The 16968-nt window shown below is 34.4% G+C and carries 14 protein-coding genes; 5 read left to right on the plus strand and 9 right to left on the minus strand.

Annotated elements, in window-relative coordinates:
• Positions 1-50: 50 nt before the first annotated feature.
• From IPM92_03405 to IPM92_03420, 4 genes are all read right to left on the minus strand, one after another.
• A complete protein-coding gene (locus IPM92_03405; protein MBK9107438.1) occupies positions 51-446 on the minus strand; it encodes a hypothetical protein in 396 nt (131 codons plus the stop codon).
• A gap of 204 nt (positions 447-650) precedes the next feature.
• The gene (locus tag IPM92_03410; GenBank protein ID MBK9107439.1) at positions 651-902 is read right to left on the minus strand and encodes a hypothetical protein; all 252 of its coding nucleotides are present in this window, start codon (positions 900-902) and stop codon (positions 651-653) included.
• Positions 903-904: 2 nt separating this feature from the next.
• Positions 905-1294, minus strand: a complete 390-nt coding sequence (locus IPM92_03415; protein ID MBK9107440.1) for a hypothetical protein — start codon at positions 1292-1294, stop codon at positions 905-907.
• A complete protein-coding gene (locus IPM92_03420) occupies positions 1272-1889 on the minus strand; it encodes a hypothetical protein (protein MBK9107441.1) in 618 nt (205 codons plus the stop codon). The genes IPM92_03415 and IPM92_03420 overlap by 23 nt, the downstream gene beginning before the upstream one ends.
• Before the next feature lie 482 nt (positions 1890-2371).
• On the opposite strand from IPM92_03420, the gene IPM92_03425 reads away from it, so the two are divergent.
• Positions 2372-2794 (plus strand): hypothetical protein, encoded by a 423-nt coding sequence (locus IPM92_03425; protein ID MBK9107442.1) that lies wholly within the window; start codon positions 2372-2374, stop codon positions 2792-2794.
• A 270-nt stretch (positions 2795-3064) separates the two neighbouring features.
• Here the strand turns inward: IPM92_03425 and IPM92_03430 are convergent, their stop codons facing one another.
• The 3 genes from IPM92_03430 to IPM92_03440 form a co-directional block, all read right to left on the minus strand.
• Positions 3065-3745 carry a hypothetical protein gene (locus tag IPM92_03430; GenBank protein MBK9107443.1) on the minus strand — a complete coding sequence of 227 codons (681 nt, stop codon included), beginning with the start codon at positions 3743-3745 and terminating at the stop codon, positions 3065-3067.
• 37 nt (positions 3746-3782) lie between these two features.
• A complete protein-coding gene (locus IPM92_03435; protein MBK9107444.1) occupies positions 3783-4511 on the minus strand; it encodes a hypothetical protein in 729 nt (242 codons plus the stop codon).
• A gap of 504 nt (positions 4512-5015) precedes the next feature.
• Entirely contained in the window at positions 5016-7958 is a 2943-nt protein-coding gene (locus IPM92_03440; protein ID MBK9107445.1) for a CHAT domain-containing protein, read from the minus strand.
• 689 nt (positions 7959-8647) lie between these two features.
• Between IPM92_03440 and IPM92_03445 the strand changes: the two genes are divergently transcribed.
• Positions 8648-9586 (plus strand): hypothetical protein, encoded by a 939-nt coding sequence (locus IPM92_03445; GenBank protein MBK9107446.1) that lies wholly within the window; start codon positions 8648-8650, stop codon positions 9584-9586.
• 66 nt (positions 9587-9652) lie between these two features.
• Here the strand turns inward: IPM92_03445 and IPM92_03450 are convergent, their stop codons facing one another.
• On the minus strand, positions 9653-11050 hold the full coding sequence (locus IPM92_03450) for a TlpA family protein disulfide reductase (GenBank protein ID MBK9107447.1): 1398 nt from the start codon (positions 11048-11050) through the stop codon (positions 9653-9655).
• Positions 11051-11403: 353 nt separating this feature from the next.
• On the opposite strand from IPM92_03450, the gene IPM92_03455 reads away from it, so the two are divergent.
• Both IPM92_03455 and IPM92_03460 read left to right on the plus strand, forming a co-directional pair.
• Complete coding sequence (locus IPM92_03455; GenBank protein MBK9107448.1) at positions 11404-14664, plus strand: hypothetical protein; 3261 nt, start codon at positions 11404-11406, stop codon at positions 14662-14664.
• Complete coding sequence (locus IPM92_03460) at positions 14619-14864, plus strand: gliding motility-associated C-terminal domain-containing protein (protein MBK9107449.1); 246 nt, start codon at positions 14619-14621, stop codon at positions 14862-14864. The genes IPM92_03455 and IPM92_03460 overlap by 46 nt, the downstream gene beginning before the upstream one ends.
• Positions 14865-14998: 134 nt before the next feature.
• Here IPM92_03460 and IPM92_03465 read toward each other — a convergent pair whose 3' ends face one another.
• Complete coding sequence (locus tag IPM92_03465) at positions 14999-15508, minus strand: DUF4440 domain-containing protein (protein ID MBK9107450.1); 510 nt, start codon at positions 15506-15508, stop codon at positions 14999-15001.
• Between the two features lie 317 nt (positions 15509-15825).
• Here IPM92_03465 and IPM92_03470 point away from each other — a divergent pair, with 317 nt between their 5' ends.
• A complete protein-coding gene (locus IPM92_03470; GenBank protein MBK9107451.1) occupies positions 15826-16785 on the plus strand; it encodes a fatty acid desaturase in 960 nt (319 codons plus the stop codon).
• The last annotated feature ends 183 nt before the right edge of the window (positions 16786-16968 follow it).

Raw genomic sequence — 16968 nt, forward strand, 5'->3', positions numbered from 1 at the left:
ACTAGCTCCTGTTCCAAATATATAAGTTGCTTTATCCATAAAATAAGAATTTAATAGATCCGACATTCGGAGTCTATCCTTGCTTCAGAATTTATTAAAAAAGATTCTACCCGACTTAGAACTTTTACAAATAAATCCCATCCTAAGCCTACTGTTATAGTGTTTTGATTATGTGATAATTCATTTCTTATTTTTTCAGCGTTACTAATAAATGTCTCTAATGAGCTATTAGAAAACTTAAAAATATTTTTAAATTCAGTAGTTTTTTTAAGAACTAATTTTTTATCACAAAACTGTAAACATTCTAAGAATGTAAGGTCGTCATTAGTAGCTTTTCTCAATTTGAATATTTCTTCTGCTTTTATTTTTCTTTCAGCGCCAATTAATAATTCGAGATTTTCATGAATGTTAATGTGAAATTTATTTATCCAATAGTTTAAATGCATTTCTAATAAGGAAATAAAACCAAATACATATAGTCTGAATATCGGTTTATCTACATCTGATTTTGTAATAATACCATCAATTTCATTTTCCTTTAGAACAAATAAATGTGGCTTTTTGCTTAGGTGCTTCAGTAGGGAGGCTAATGGAGTTGAATCTGAAATTAGATCATCACTTTGTATGGATATTATTGATTTTGAAATACTTCAACCTAGTTTTAAGTTATTAACGCAGCCTATCAATTTTCCATTTGTATCTCGTACGCCAGCTATGTCAAAATTTCTTTCTTTAAGGGCTGACTTTACATCACTAACGGAATCTGTAATTCTGCAGCAATAAATATCTTCATAAATGAACCTAGTGGTAATATAATTTGTAAATGTATCTTGTAGTTCTTTGAAGGTGGCTCTCTTTCTATATGTACCTGTAATATTTGATCTCCAAAGCTCGTAAGCCATAATTATTTTGATTTAGTATTTAAAGATTCAATAATCTCCCTAAAACGCTCCACTCCGGCTTCCAGGTTGTCAATAATCCCTAATGCTAAAACATCAGAATCTGGAAGATTATCCAGGTCTGTTAGACTTTGGTCCTTGATCCAAGTTAAGTCCAGACTGGTTTTGTCTCTTTCTAGAATTTCCTGAAGTGAGAATTTTCGCCATCTGCCCCCGGGATTGGTATCTGGATGATAGGTTTCCTTTCGTTTATGGATATTGCAAGGGTTGTAACATTGAAGGAAGTCCTCCAGATCATCAAAATTCAAAGGGTTCTTTTTTAGCGTAAAATGAATGTTGTATGCCATGTTGGGTGCAGTGCTTCCTGTATTTCTATCCCTTGTTGTTTGACACATATTTTTCAATTAATTTTTCTATCATTTCAAGCCTATAACCAATATTACCTAAATGAGTATCAGGTGGTCGTAAATTTCCTTTTCCAAATATTTCTAAAAGATTAAGCTCATATCTATTCATCCTTTTCTCGTTTAAAATTGTGGCGTAATCCACTTCTAAAATGATAGTATCATTTTCTGAGGGTTCATTCCTTGATTGGTATGAAATAATAAAATGTTTGTCTAAATGACCTGGTGGAAAATATTTGACCCCATTTCGAAAATAATGATAATCGTTTAGTTTTTTGTTACCTGATAAATTCAATTCTTTTATTATTCTAAACTTTACATTTAAAGCTACACCTTGTCCAATGTTTTTTGTTTTAATGAATATTATATTAGAGTGAATTTCTGTATTGTCGAGATATGCAATTATATATGGTTCAACCAGATTTTTTCTCATTTTACTTGTCTCTCGTACTAGGGCCCATGTTAAAATCGCATAAACTACAGTTGATATTGATACAACTGCTGTAAATAAAAGTGTCCATTTTTCGTTATTCATTTTTAAATTATTATTTGTCCATACTGCATTGCACCCAACTCGTTTACCCATTATAAAACTTCTTAAACAATCCAAAAAAGCCGGATAAACGAAGTTAAATATCGCTGGTTTACAAATATACAATAATCTATAAATACAATTACTATTCTATATAAGTGACAAGTCAGAATAGGTTAATCCATCAATAGGCCAGGCTTAACACATTATGTTATCCATATTTTGAAGTAACTGGAAGTCCAAATTTACATTCTTGGCTTATAGGAGAAATGTAAATCCGGGTGCAGCTTTTGGAACATTTTCTCCCAACAGCTATTGCAGTGAAAAACACTGACCCCTTTTAGTTGGAATTGAAGCTCATTTTCAAAAGAATTCGAAATGAATGCATCATTTTAAAAACTAGTTGTTCCAATTTGTGTAACTTTAACATGATTAGCCAAAATGATTCTTATAACATAGAATAACAACATTTTAAATGATATTACAAATTCAAAATGCTATTAATAAATTAGGCACTTTATTTAAAAACTTATTATTTGATAAAAAATGTTAAATGGACGGATGTTGTCCAATCAATTGGACTTCTAGTAACATTATTCTATTTAATAAAAGGACAAGCAGATACAAAATCTCAGATTTCGAGTTTAAAATCGCTATCGGAAGAGAGTTTAAAGCAATCGGCCTACCTTTATGAGCAATTAGTTCTTCTAAAAACATCCAACTATTTTCAAAGTCAGCAAAGTAATATTTTAAAAAAAGAATATTTATTAAAAATACGCCCAGTTTTAAGTATTGAACGAGCTTTTAGATCAAAGGAAGAATGGGATATTCAATTTATAACACTGGAGGGGATGCTTCTGGTTTCAAAATTAGCAGTTCCGATAAAGGGCAAAGTTGGGAAGTATTTATGGAAGATAGCACTATTAATTCCAATTAATCAATCGATTTTAAAATTTTAATGAAAAATAAAGATATTGGGAATGGCTGCATTTATATAAATTTCAAAGATCAGATGAAAAATATTTTTAGACACAAATTTTGTTTTGGGGAAAAGGACCTGCTTTATCCAATTGAGGAATTAAATTAGAATGAAGGGACAAATAACCTATTCAATCCATTTTATAATTTATGGATTGAATTACCATAAATGTATTTTCCATTTTTCCCAATCAATGCTATAAAAAATAAACCTGGCATGCATTTTCTTAAATCAACAAAATGCTTGCCATTTATTTCTGGTAAAATCTACCTCCATATAAATTTGAAATAATGGAATGGTCAAATTCAATATCTGAATTTATATAAAGAAAGTCATTGGTAGGATTAGGAAAAATATTAACTTCAGATTCCTTTTCATTATATGTGGCTGTTGTTTGCTCAAGTTTTATTTTTAGAACCCAATAATCAGACCCTCCATAACTGCTTTCATTTTTATCTCCAGATATCACTGATTGAGATTGACCAGATAAAATAAAAGATGAATCATTTTCAACTAAAAGAGATCGTAAATAATCAATAGAGTTCCCTCCAAATGAATGTTGCCATAGAATATCACCATCACCATTTAGTTTTAATAACCAGTAATCCATACTTCCTTGAGACAATGTAGTTTTATTTCCTGTAGGGCCTGAGACTGAAGAACCATATAGATAAAATTCACCATTTTCTCCTGTTTTAAGATATACAAATTCAGACTCAGGTTCAATCCCTCCATAGTTTTTTTGCCATATTTCATTTCCAGCTTTGTCCAGTTTTATAACCCACCAATCCAGCTTTCCATATGTGGCAATTGACTTATTTCCTGAGACTCCAGATGAAGAAGCACCAACGCAAATAATATTCTTGTCTGATAATTCAATTATGGAGTTTGGTGACTCATTCAAACTACCGCCAAATCCTTTTTGCCACAAAGTATTACCATCAAAATCCAATTTAATGATCCAAAAGTCAGATCCTCCATAATTTGTTTGCAGTCTTGTCTCCAGAAACTGCTGAATGGGAATATCCAGAAACCAAAAACCCATCGTGGGATTCACTTATAGATGTTAGCCCATCTTGGGCAGCTCCCCCAATTGTCCTTTGCCATTGGATTTTACCTAAACTATGAAGTTTTAATATCCACAGATCTGCTAATCCTCTGGATGAATCTATTTTATCTAATCCAAGAGAGGAATTAGTAGTAATGCCTAAGAAATAGCCTCTGTCATTGGCTTGAATGAGCTGGGCTGAACTTTCGTTATCATTTGCCCTAATTGTATTTTCCCATATTATATCGCCCTGTTCATTTATTTTGATTATCCAGACATCACTTTTTTCACTCTTTTTGCTTTTTTCTGAACAAGTGTCAGATCCAGTAGATGCACAAATAATATAATTATTGTCTCCAGTAGGTTTGAATGACCATAAGCTACTTGGAGCGCAATATCCTTTTTGCCAAATAATCTCTCCCACAGTGTCAATACCTATCAACCAAATACCATAATTTTGAATACTTTTATTTCCGGTTAAATCTGAGTCTGAATCTCCTGCTATGACATAACCATAAGAAGTTGGTAGTACACCGCCTCTTAAAAATTCTGATCCATTACCACCATAAGTTTTTTGCCAGATGATGGAAGCTTGAGATGGGAGTAAATATGAAAACCATAGCAAAATGAGGCTTAGTATGTATTTCATACTTTGTATGCGATTAGTAATTCCAAATTTACATATTTGCTAGTAAGTGGAAAATGTATTTCCGGGTAAAGTGAATGTTTGTTAAATTTGGGATCATTAAATCATGGTATCCATTTTGGTATCCGTTCATTGAGAAATAATTAAATTAAAATTAATTCAAATACATAACAGTTTGAAATACAGTTGGTAGCTCGTTGGGCTCATAACCCAAAGGCCGCAGGTTAGAGTCCTGCCTCCGCCACAATCCGGCATGAGTGTGTGTGTGAGTGTGTGTGTGGAATGCTGTAAAAATATAAAAGCCTGTCGACAGATGGGCTTTTGTCATTTAAGCCCAAGTAGGTTAAAGTGCTGACGAAGCGAAGCTTGTCAGTGGGTCGACGCTACCAGTCGGCATTCGGCATGAGTGGTAGTGTATTTTTTACTCCACTAAAACAAACCCCACCCGCAAAATAGAGTGAGAAAGAGTGCGAGAGCGGATGCAGCCCTTATTCGTTTTAGCAGATTTTACTCGACCAACACAAATCCAGCCCATTGGTATGGGTCTAAACCGATATCCCGCAATTCTTTTTGAGCTGCATGAAATGCATTTGGAATCGTCATCTTTTCTTCTAACCATTTTTTATAAAATGTTGTCATTAATAAAGATGTCTGTTTATCCGGAACTTGCCATAAACTCATGATCAGATATTTAGCACCTGCTATTTTGAATGCACGTTGCAGTCCATAAACTCCTTCATTACCTTGTATATCGCCTAATCCTGTCTCACATGCAGACAACACAACTAATTCTGTATTTGATAAATTCATTTGCGAAATTTCGTAGGCAGTCAATATTCCATCTTCTCTGCCTTCAAGTGTTGGTTTTCCCTGCCAGGCAGCATTACCACCTGCCAAGATAAGTCCGGATCTTAACATTGGATGATCACTCATTTTAAAAACAGATTCTTGGCTGCCTCCCGATTCTCGGGATGCTAACTGTGAACTGCCAACTTTTACTTTTGGATCCGGAAAAAAATATCCGTGTGTTGCAATGTGTAAGATTCTAGGCGAAGAAACGTTATTTGCAACAATATTTTTGAAAGATTCTTCAGTGGCTTGATAGCCTTTGTTCAAATGAACTAACATGTCTGAAGTTTGCATAATTTTTTCAATGGCATTCACTTCGCGTTCTGTTCCGGCTAAATAGTTCCATGTACCGCCACGTAAAGTTGAATCAATTGAACTAAAAGTCAATTCATCTCTTGATCTCGAACCGAGCAAGCTCTCATTGTTATTAAAAGTGCTGTCTTGTTCAAATTGGATTCCACCGAACAGCACAGCTTTATTGTTTGACTTTATAAATTTTGTTGGAATGACCAATTGTCGTGTGCTAGTCAATTGGACTAGTTGATATCTATCAGCAATGGTTTCGTTTTCTTGTATTGGAATTGCACCAATATTCAATTGATTCAATTTGCCAGAAGGAGAAAAATAAATTGTTTTTGTATTTTTTAGTTCCTTTTCAAGAGGATGCCACAAAAGCTCAAACAGTTTCTTTGAAATCATATTTTTTTCAGAAACAGGGATTGCACCACGTGAAGCATATAGCACATTTACTTTTGAAGAGATATTTTTTTCTTGACTTAAAATTTTATTGAGTTGTTGTTCTTCAAAAAGAGCAATAAAATTAGGAAATTCAGAATCAGGTTTAATAATAAGTGCTGCATACATCAGACTATCTGAACAAAACTCGTATTGTACAAATTCTATAGCAGCTTCCTGAAGTTTTAATTTTTTTCGAACATCTTTCCATTCTAGTTGCTGTAATACTTCACTTAAACCTGTAACAGATCTTATGATCTCCTTTTCTAATAAATTGGCTTTATCCTGAAGCCGAATTATACTTATACTATCTCTTTCTTGAATGGGCAAAAGATATTCAGAAGCCAGTCTCCTGTGATATGATTTAAGAAGTTCAAACTTATCGCGACTCAATGAGTCTCTCATCACTATACTGTTCATTTGAGAAACTGCATTCAATAAAAATCCTTTGTAAAACAAAGTGTTGTCAAAGCATACATCCGTCAGTTGATGGAACTTTTGCGCATATGTAAAACATCCATTTTGACCGCTAACAAATTTATTAATATATTTTGTCATTTCCAATTCTGAAAGATGCTGTGCTGCCTGTCGTATATATCTTTTTTCAACTTCCACACTTTTTAATAGATAAGGTTTTGCTTTATTAATATTTCCGATGGCATAATAATAATCTGCCAAAGTCGCTAAACTATTTGCATAGTCTGGATGCTCATTACCTAGCGACAAGGATTGAAGTGTTAAGGCTTCCAAGTATAAAGGCTCAGCTTTGTTGAAATCTTTTATTTTACAATATAAATCAGCCAAATTTCTTAAACTGGTAGCGTAATCAGGATGATCCCTGCCATAAACTTTTTCCCATATCAACTTTGCTTCCAATAAGAGGGGCATGGCCTTTTCAAATTCACCTCTATTTTTATAATTCATAGCAAGATTATTTGCACCCCACGCATAGTTTAGGTCATCTTTACCACTTGTCTTTTCCAAGATTTGTAAGGACTCCAAATAAAGCATTTCTGCTCTTTCAAAATCATTCATTTCATTATACAAAATTGCCAAATTATTTAAACTCTTACTATAGCGGGGATGATGCTCTCCGAATACCTTTTTGTAAATGGCGATGGACTCTAAATAATATTTCATTGCAGCTTCATAATTACCCATCTTCCAATACAAGACCCCAAGATTATTTAAAGTAGTTGCATACTCTGGATGATTTTCGCCTAGTAATTTTTTGCGTATGGTTTTAGCTTCTAAATATAAGGGCTCTGCTAATTTATAATTTCCTAAATCTAAATAAAGAATAGCCAGATTATTGAGACTTGAAGCGTATTCAGTGTGCATATTTCCAAATATTTCATTTCTAATATTTTTGGACTCAATATAATAAAGCTCAGATTTTTTAAACTGTCCTAGTTTATTATATAACATGGCTAAATTATTCAGACTTGCAGCATAATCTGCGTGTTTTTTACCTAGCGTTTTTTCACGCATTCCCCATGACTTTAGTAATAAGGGTTCAGCGGTATCGAAATCACCAACCATTAGATACAATACACCTAAACTATTAATACTCGCAGCCAAATCAGGATGATGAAGTCCTAAGACTCTCTCCCGAATGGATATGGATTCAATATACTTTTGTTCAGCTGCTTCATAATTCCCCTGATGATAATATATTACCCCAAAATATTGGCAGACTTTAGCATAAGAATCTGATTCTTTTCCGAAATTTTCAATAGCAATATTTTCAGCTGATAGATTTGCTTGTATAGCATTTTTAAAATCGTGTTTACGGGTATAATCCAAGGAGACTTTGATGAGACTGTCCACCTGTATTAATGCAATAGAATCAACAGTCTGAGACATGACAGACGATATTGTAAAGGCTATCAAAAATAAATGGCAATATTTCATATGTTCAAAGTTAATTTATTTTTGATCAATCATATAGAAATAAATTTGGCTATTATTTCAAAACATTCCCAAGCAGAATCTAGCTAACTTGCTTGTCGGCAGAACAGTGTTTCATCATGGAAGTTGTTGTTATTGATTACTTTTTCTTCCAACACTATCTCTTACCACTGGTAAAGATCCAGACCTAAATCTAGCAATTCTTTTTGTGCTGTAAATGGAGTCCCAAAACTTTTAATGACAGTGTATCAGCATGGTATTTAAAGGAATTAAGCTTCGATTTTGGGAGATTGAGTCATCCTCAATCGAAAATAGATTAAAAAGGATGTGAGTCAATGTTTCGTCTTTCTTTATCAAAATATAATTCTGAAATTTTGATTCCAAATCATTCGTTTATCAATTTAAGGATAATTATCTCAGATTGGTAATAGAATTATATATATTTGGGTTCATTATTATTAATAAATTTTACTCCATAAAAGCCAGTGACAACCAATTTTATAATTTTCAAATAATTATTTATGCTTGATTTAAAAAATGCGCAAATCATCCGGTTAGTTATCTTTTTGTTAGTTTCATTTTTTACTTTTCAAACTTCTATATAGTCATGTGATCCTTGTGCAACTTCTTTTCAGGAAGTCGTTTTGGACACACAAGAAGAGGTAGATAGCTTCCAAAAGACTTTGCCTCCTGATTGCATTGAATTTCTTGGGAAAATAAAAATTATTGGTGATATAACTTCTTTGCGAGGTCTAAGCTTTCTGAAGAGCGTTGGTGAAATAGAGATGTTGCTAACTGACTTTTCTGATTTAGACGGATTACAGAATTTGACAACGATTGAAAGAAATTTTTCAATGAGCGTACAAGATCATGTAGTCAACTTAGAGCAAATGTCTTCTTTGAAATATGTTGGAGGAGATGTATATTTATCCAGGATGACTGTAATCAAAGATATGAATGGATTTAACCGGCTGGAATCAATTAAAGGAAATTTAATTATTTCTGCTGCCGATTCCCTCCAAACGATTTCTGGATTTAATGCTTTGCAAAAAATTTCTGGACAATTGATCATTACCGGCAATCGAAAGTTAAGCCAAATATCAGGATTCAAGCAGTTGGATACAATCGGCAAGCTATTAATCATCAGGGAAAATGATTCTTTAACCGGTTTAATAGGAATGAAATACTTAAGTACCATAGGGGCTGACTTTATTATTGAGTTAAATGGCGCCCTCAGGAATTTGGAAGACTTAAGCAATTTAAAAAATATTGGAGAGAGTATTTCTATCAAGGACAACGCAACTCTAAAAAATGTAAATGGGTTTGAAAAAATTACAAAACTGAATGAAGGTTTATTTGTAAGAAACAATCCTGCATTGGAAAATATAGACCATTTTAAAAATATAGCTGCTATTAAAGCCGGCCTGGAGTTGATCGAAAATCCTAAACTGTATGCTTGCTGTGGTTTGTTTCTTGCAGCTTCTACAAATGCAATTCAGGGAACTATATCAATTTCAGGCAATCAAAATGGATGTAATAGTATTCAGGAAATCATCAATGCAGGAATCGGAAATTGTGATTAACTTTTTTTAATGCCCATAAATTTTTGACTTCTTGAAAATGCTATATCACTTTTAGCTTATTAGCTTTTATCTAAGAAGCCTCTCCAATTCATCTTTCACATTTCCACTCGGTCTTTCCGGATTGTTATTTGCAATCCATCCGTTTTTATCGATGATGTAGTATTTTGGTATGCCCTGCACGTTATAAAGTTTGGAAAACAGGGCCTCGTTTCCTCCTTTCGAATTGAGATGAATCCCTTTGATTCCTTTATCGACAACAGTTTTTTTCCAGGACTCCAAATTTTCATCGATGGATACATTCAAAAACACGATGTCTTTTCCATGCATTTCTTCTTCAAGTTTTTTAGCATAAGGAATTTCTCTGATGCATGGACCACACCAACTGGCCCAGATATCCAGATAGACGACCTTTCCTTTGAAATCGCTCAGCGATACCATATTGCCATTTATATCAGTTAAATTAAATTGCGGGGCGGGTTGACCAATAGCCAATCGTTCCGCATTTTGATAGGCTTTTTCCAGCAGATCTTTATATGGCTTAACTTCTGAAATTTTTAGATATTTTTCATAAATTGCTTTTCCATTCTTTAGATCCCCCAAACGAACTAGTAATTGGTATGCCCAATCGGCAATTAAATATTCTCTGATGTCGCCGTTCATATTTTTATCTATAAATTGTTCTTTCAATTGAACCATTGATTGGCTGCTATCTTTTTTGTGCATGGTGTAAACTTCGCGATCGACATAATATTTGACAAACAATAAATAAGAAATCGCTGGATATGCTTTTGGATTGACGAGTTGGGCATCCTTGAGAAAATCAAAATAATTTGGGCCGACTGATAAGGCTTCTTTTTGGCCATTGAAATACGCATAAAAATCTGGATAATTCATTTTGGATATGAAATGGTCGTAGATCATTTCGGCTTCTTCCAACTCCCTGAATCTTTTAGTATAGGGATCATTTTCAGCAATGTTTGAAAAATGCTTTGTAAAAAATGCTAATTTGGAATGATATACTGAATCTATGTATTTTAGAAATAGATTTTCGGATAACTTATAATGAGTTGGCGGACCACCCGGAAATGTGATCAACTTGCTGGCCAGGTAATTGTTAACCCATTCGCCTTTCCCGGAATGTGTAACCGTTTCATCCATTTTTAGAGCATCCAGCTCAATTTTAAGACTGTCTCCTGGACTGAGAAATAGGGGAGTGTATTCCTGGCCGTGCAGAAAATTTGCATAAGCTGCAGTTGCCCAATTAAATTTAATAACAAATTCTCCATCTTGGTTCAAACTGGCCGAATCAGCATAAATTCTCTCATATGCGATTTGGTCTTGGTAATAGCCAATGTAAACCTTGTTTTCAGTTGGATTCAGAATTTTACCATATACAGTTACTTCCTGAGCAAGGAGGCAGGTATGGCAATAAAAACTTAATAAAATAAGTATGGTTTTTTTCATTGGTAATTGATTATTTTATTTTCAAAGTTAAACAGATTGACGAACCATCACAAATATTTATTTAATTAATCGCAGTTAATGGGTCATTAATTTCCAATTTTCTACAACGCGATTCAATGCTACCCGAAGATGCTCAAGTGTTCAAATCTGAATGGCCAAAATTAATTGGAATAAATTAAGCTTCTGAATTGTAGAAGAGGCCTCATAGATCCTGAAAATCTCATTAATTGAGCTACAATGTATGAATTGTTGTAAATTGTGTCTTTAGGAGTCAGACTTGGATTGTGTAATTTGCATCCTTTTCAAACTCTTTAAATCTCGGAAGACCATTTTTTTTTAATAAAGATCAAAGTATGAAAAAAGGTCTATTGTTTACTTTCTTGATTTCCATTTTCGGACTATCGTCAGCTTACTGCCAAACTCAATGCTGTTGCGGAGGATTGACAGAGCTTCCTTTTTCAGGTTTTGATTTTGAATTTACTCCCGAACCTCCCCCCGCTTGGTTTATCAATTATCCTTCTGGAAATTCAATGGGACCCTGGAACATTTCTGCAGGTTCTGTGGATCATGTAGATAAGGATCATTATTTCTGCAGTAGTTGCGGCAATCCCAACGGGCCTTCCAATTTTATCGATTTATTCGGCTCGCCGGCCGGACCCGGCCATGGAGTGGGAACCATGCAATACCCTTTAACCGGATTGACTCCCGGTGCTGATTATATTATTGAATTTTATTATGCAAAATTTGACAAGCCTGGAAATTATACTGCAAATCTTAAAATTGGATCCTGGCTCAATGTAAATTGGACAGCAACAAATCCTGGAAATATTGTTTGGTTAAAGGCATCTTATCCATTTACTGCACAGTCTTCTTCTGCCAATTTGGAATTTTCTGATACTGGAAATAATACGATCAATGGAAGTCAGATCGGAATGCTGATCGATGATGTTAAAATATTTGGTTGCGATCTCGTTGATGAAGAAGCACCAACGGTAAACAATCCTCCCGATGATTTACAAGTAGGATGTGATAAGGATATTCCAAAACCGATAGATTTAGATATCAGTGACAATTGTGATACCAGTCCGGTGATTGTATTAAAAGAAACAATTGAGATTATTGATCCTTGCAACAAAAAAGTTCGTAGAAACTGGACCATTACTGATGATTGCGGCAATAGTACTACGGCTACTCAAATCATAGATGTGATCGATGAATTTCCGCAAATTTTCAATCCTCCGGCAGATGTCGAAGTTGGGTGTGAACGCGACACTCCAAAGATTCCATCCTTAGATATTTTTGATAATTGTAGCAACAAACCTACTGTGAGTTTCCATGAAAAAATGGAGACCATCGATCAATGTCATCAAAAATTAAGTAGATTTTGGACCATTAAAGATGCCTGTGGTAATGAGATTGTGCAAAGTCAGGTAGTAGATATCATTGATAAAACGCCTCCAAGCTTCATCAAAAAACCTGAAAACAAAGTAGTTTATTGTGAAAATGATGTGGCCACAGAATTCAATAACTGGATTATCAATCGGGGCAATGCTGTCGCAAGCGATGCATGTGGTAAAGTAGTTTGGTTCACTAATTATGGAAATACTCCCAATAAGTATTGCGATTCAGTAGAGGTTGAGTTTATTGCAGTTGACCATTGTGGATTGCAAAATTCTGAATTCGCAATTTTTCAAGTTAAAGATACTACAGCGCCAACATTTGTAGTCGTTGCTCAAAGCAAAAATTTGATCTGTGAACCTCATGTAAAAGATTCCTTGACTGCATGGTTGCAAACAAATGGCTTTTCAGCTATATCGGCCGATTGCGATACAATCATACAATATTCAGATTTTAATGGCGACACTTTGCAAAATCCGCTCGGAATTACATTCTATGTCAAAGATCGTTGTGGAAATTTAGACAGCAGTTTTGCAGTTTTTTCATATAGAAACAGCAGTGATACATTCAGAATTACTTCGCATTCTTGTGCCTGGGTTCAAAATTCAATAGACACTTTAAAATTTACAAATCATGGCTGTGATAGTATCGTCATTCATGAAAAACTGCGCCGTTCAGCAGATAGTGTCTATATAAAATTAAATACCTGCGACCTCTCCCAAATACGATTTGATACCATGAAATTTGTAAATATATTCGCTTGTGATTCGTTTATATTTCGTGAATATTTATACACTCCTCCTGCAGTATCAATTGTTCAAATTTTAGATTGCAATTTTCTGCAGTACGCACGAGATACCCTTGTATATCAAGGACAGTTTTGCGATTCATTCATCATCACAGAGTACATTCCTTTAAGGAAAGATCAAATTTCCATAGTTAAACATACCTGTGACTCAACGCAAGCTGATACTAGTATGTATAAATTTACAAATTCAGCAGGTTGCGATAGCACTGTGACTATAATGACTTTATACAGCCAGCAAAAAGTTACCTACCTCGAAGAAAAGATCTGTGGGTTGGCATTTGAATATGTAGATACGCTTAAATATTTCGTGGGTTTATGCGATAGTCTGGTCATTACTCATTTTGCCTCGCTTCCTCTAGATACGACCAAGTTACAAAATGTAAGCTGCGATCCTTCAAAATCGGGTACTTTTTTCAATATTTTTTCCAATCAATTCGGTTGCGATAGTTTAGTTATTTCCGATATTGAATTTATTCCACCGGATTCAACTATAATTTTTCAATCTACCTGTTTGTTATCACAGGCCGGCATTCGATATGATATATTAATGAATCATTTGGGATGTGACAGCATCATTCAAACAATAACTTCGTTCATTTCATCTGATACCACTTATATTTTACAAAGTACTTGTGACTATGCTGCAACAGGAAAGGATACACTTGTTTTTTTAGGAACATTTTGCGATAGTATTGTCTTTGTTGAGACAAATTTTATTCCAGCTGATACAATAAGGATTCGTCAGGTAAGTTGTGAGCCTACCGATACTGGTCGAACTCAAGTGTTATTGAAAAATATAAAGGGTTGCGATAGTTTGGTTCAAATCCAAACAAATTTTGAACCACTGGTTTTAAATTATAAACTTGATTCCATTAGTTGTTTTAATCAAAAGGATGGAGCATTCAGCATCTTAAATATTAAAGATTTGAACCAACCCATTGAGCTCGTCCTGAATCATCAACGCTTTGGAAATTTGAATAGAATCTCTAATTTGGGACCGGGAAATTATGAACTTTATGTGCGGGACCAAAAAGATTGTATTACGGATACGCTAAGGTTTGTATTGTTAAATCCTGAAGAATTAATAGTGGATCTCGGACCCAATCGAAATGTAAAAGCAGGAACGCAAATTATTTTAAATCTTCAATCCAATAAAGTATTATCCCAAATTATTTGGAGCCCCTCAAAATTCTCGCAGTGTGATACCTGCAAGCAAATTGAATTGAAGGCTGAACAGGATTTTTGGATCTATGCTCAGGCTATTGACGATAGAAATTGTGCTCAAACAGATTCTATTTTTATTCGCGTCCAAAAATCTACTACTGTATTCGCGCCTAATGTTTTTCACCTAATGGTGACCAGATCAATGATTATTTTTTCATCAAAGGAGAAGATGGATACATCGTAGAAATCCTATCCATTTACGATCGTTTGGGGGAAAAAGTATTTGAAATTATGGGTGTGCCTGTAAATGAACCGCTTGCAGGATGGAATGGAAGTTTTCAATCAAAAAAATTAAATCCCGGAGTTTATTTTTACTATGCCAGGATTATAAACAAGCAAAAAGAAATTATTGAAATCAAAGGAGATCTAAACTTAATCAGGTAATGTGCCAGAAACCATTTGAATAGACTTTCTGAATCCAAATGCTCCATTGAATTTCAAGTGAATATTTTTTGTAAAATAAAAAGGGAGTCCTCAGAAATAAGGACCCCTTTTTATTTAATTGAATTCAGAATTGTTTAATTTTCTTTCTTCATTTCTTCCTTTTTCTCTGGCATAGTACTCACACTCATGTCGCGAACGCAAACATATTTTCCATTTCTTTTTTCAAAATAACTCATGTAATGGCCTTTATCTTTTACAGTGCTATCTGCATTGTGTTCTGTCCAGGATCCAATTTCAAGAGCCATATTTCCTTCCGCAAAAAGATCGACGACCTGATAAACATTGTAATTACCACTGGTGTCTTTATCCAGGCGACCCTGCATACGGGTTTGAATGGCTGCCTTGCCTACAGTAGGTTCTTCATTTCTGCTATGGCTGACTGCGTCATCAGCATAATAAGCGACTACTGCTGCTGCATCTTTGGCTTTTTCACCGGCAGCAAAGGCATCTTCCATCGCCTGGATTTCAGTTTTGAGTTTGCCCATGTCTAAACTTTCTTTGGGAGCTTCTGCCGGTGCAGCACAGGATATCAGGCCTAAAAGGAACAAGCCCAATAATGCAATGAGATTTTGATTGTTTTTCATTTTGATTTTGTTTTAATTTAAAAAAGTTGTGGAAGATAATCTATTTCTATGGGAAACGTATAAATAAAATTTCATCTTTATTAATTGACTGTAAATCATCATATTAGATCAAACAAAGACTTGATCTGAACGGATTGGATTTTGGGAGGGGCTTTGAAATTTCAAGAGTAGATTCCCGCAGGTCAAACGGTCAAAAGTAAATTCTGAAGCCAGCCCAAATTCAATTTTATTTGAATTTGAGCTATCTTACACCGTAAATAGAAGTTTCATGAATGGAGCCTCGTTTGGCCTCCGGAAATTTCATAAACAATATAAAAATGAATGCACAAGAAGCTACCATTTCTGATTTTGTGATAACAACCGAAAGTGCTCCGCACGCAGCACGGGCCAGCAAAATCTTAAAAGAATTTCCACAAGTAAAAACCTTGTTCAGTAAGAACATTTTAACCTTTCCCATCACGGTTGGGCTGGTTGCTCTTCAGGTTTATTTATCTTACGTTTTTGCATCAACTTCCTGGATTGCACTCATTTTGGGATCTTACTTGATTGGTGCCTTTATCAGTCATGCATTGTTTGTCATGATTCACGAGTGTAGCCATCAGTTAATTTTCAAGAGTCACACAGCAAACAGATTACTCGGACTAGTCGCCAATTTTCCGCATCTGTTGCCCAGTTTTATATCATTTGAGAAATACCATCTCAAACACCATGCATTTCAAGGGGTTTATGATCTCGATTCTGATTTACCTTCCAGATGGGAAGCCCGGTTGATCGATGCTAATTTATTCATGAAGGCATTGTGGTTGTTATTTTTTCCTATTTTTCAGGCGATCCGAATTTTCCGAATCCGATCAACCAAGCCATTTGATGCCTGGACCTTGTTTAATTTTCTTACACAAATTTTATTTGGAATTGCAATTGTATATTTCTTCGGTTGGAAAGCTTTGATCTATATGGCCCTTAGTTTTAGTTTTTCAGTTGGATTGCATCCACTCGGTGCCCGTTGGGTTCAGGAGCATTATTTAACTGAAGACGATCATCAGGAAACTTACAGTTATTACGGCATACTCAACAAGCTTTCATTCAATGTAGGCTATCATAACGAACATCACGACTTTCCAGCAATACCCTGGAATAAATTGCCCGATCTTAAAAATCTTGCACCCGAATATTACGATCATTTGAAATCGCATAAATCCTGGTTTAAATTATTCATCGAATTTTTGGTGAATAAAAAAATCAGTCTATTCTCGCGAATTGTTAGAGCCGATAAATAAGTTATTTTATAGAATTGGGGAATATTATTTTGATTATTCCAAAAAAGGCATCCAATCATGTGAACAGGTCGGAATATCGCAGAATTTCAGCTGTGTTAAAGTTTTATGAAATTTCCAATTATGTATTATATTTAATGTTTCGATGACGAAGCCCGTAATACCAACTAAATATTTGTTAATCAG

This window comes from Saprospiraceae bacterium (genome assembly GCA_016719615.1).
Taxonomy (GTDB): domain Bacteria; phylum Bacteroidota; class Bacteroidia; order Chitinophagales; family Saprospiraceae; genus Vicinibacter.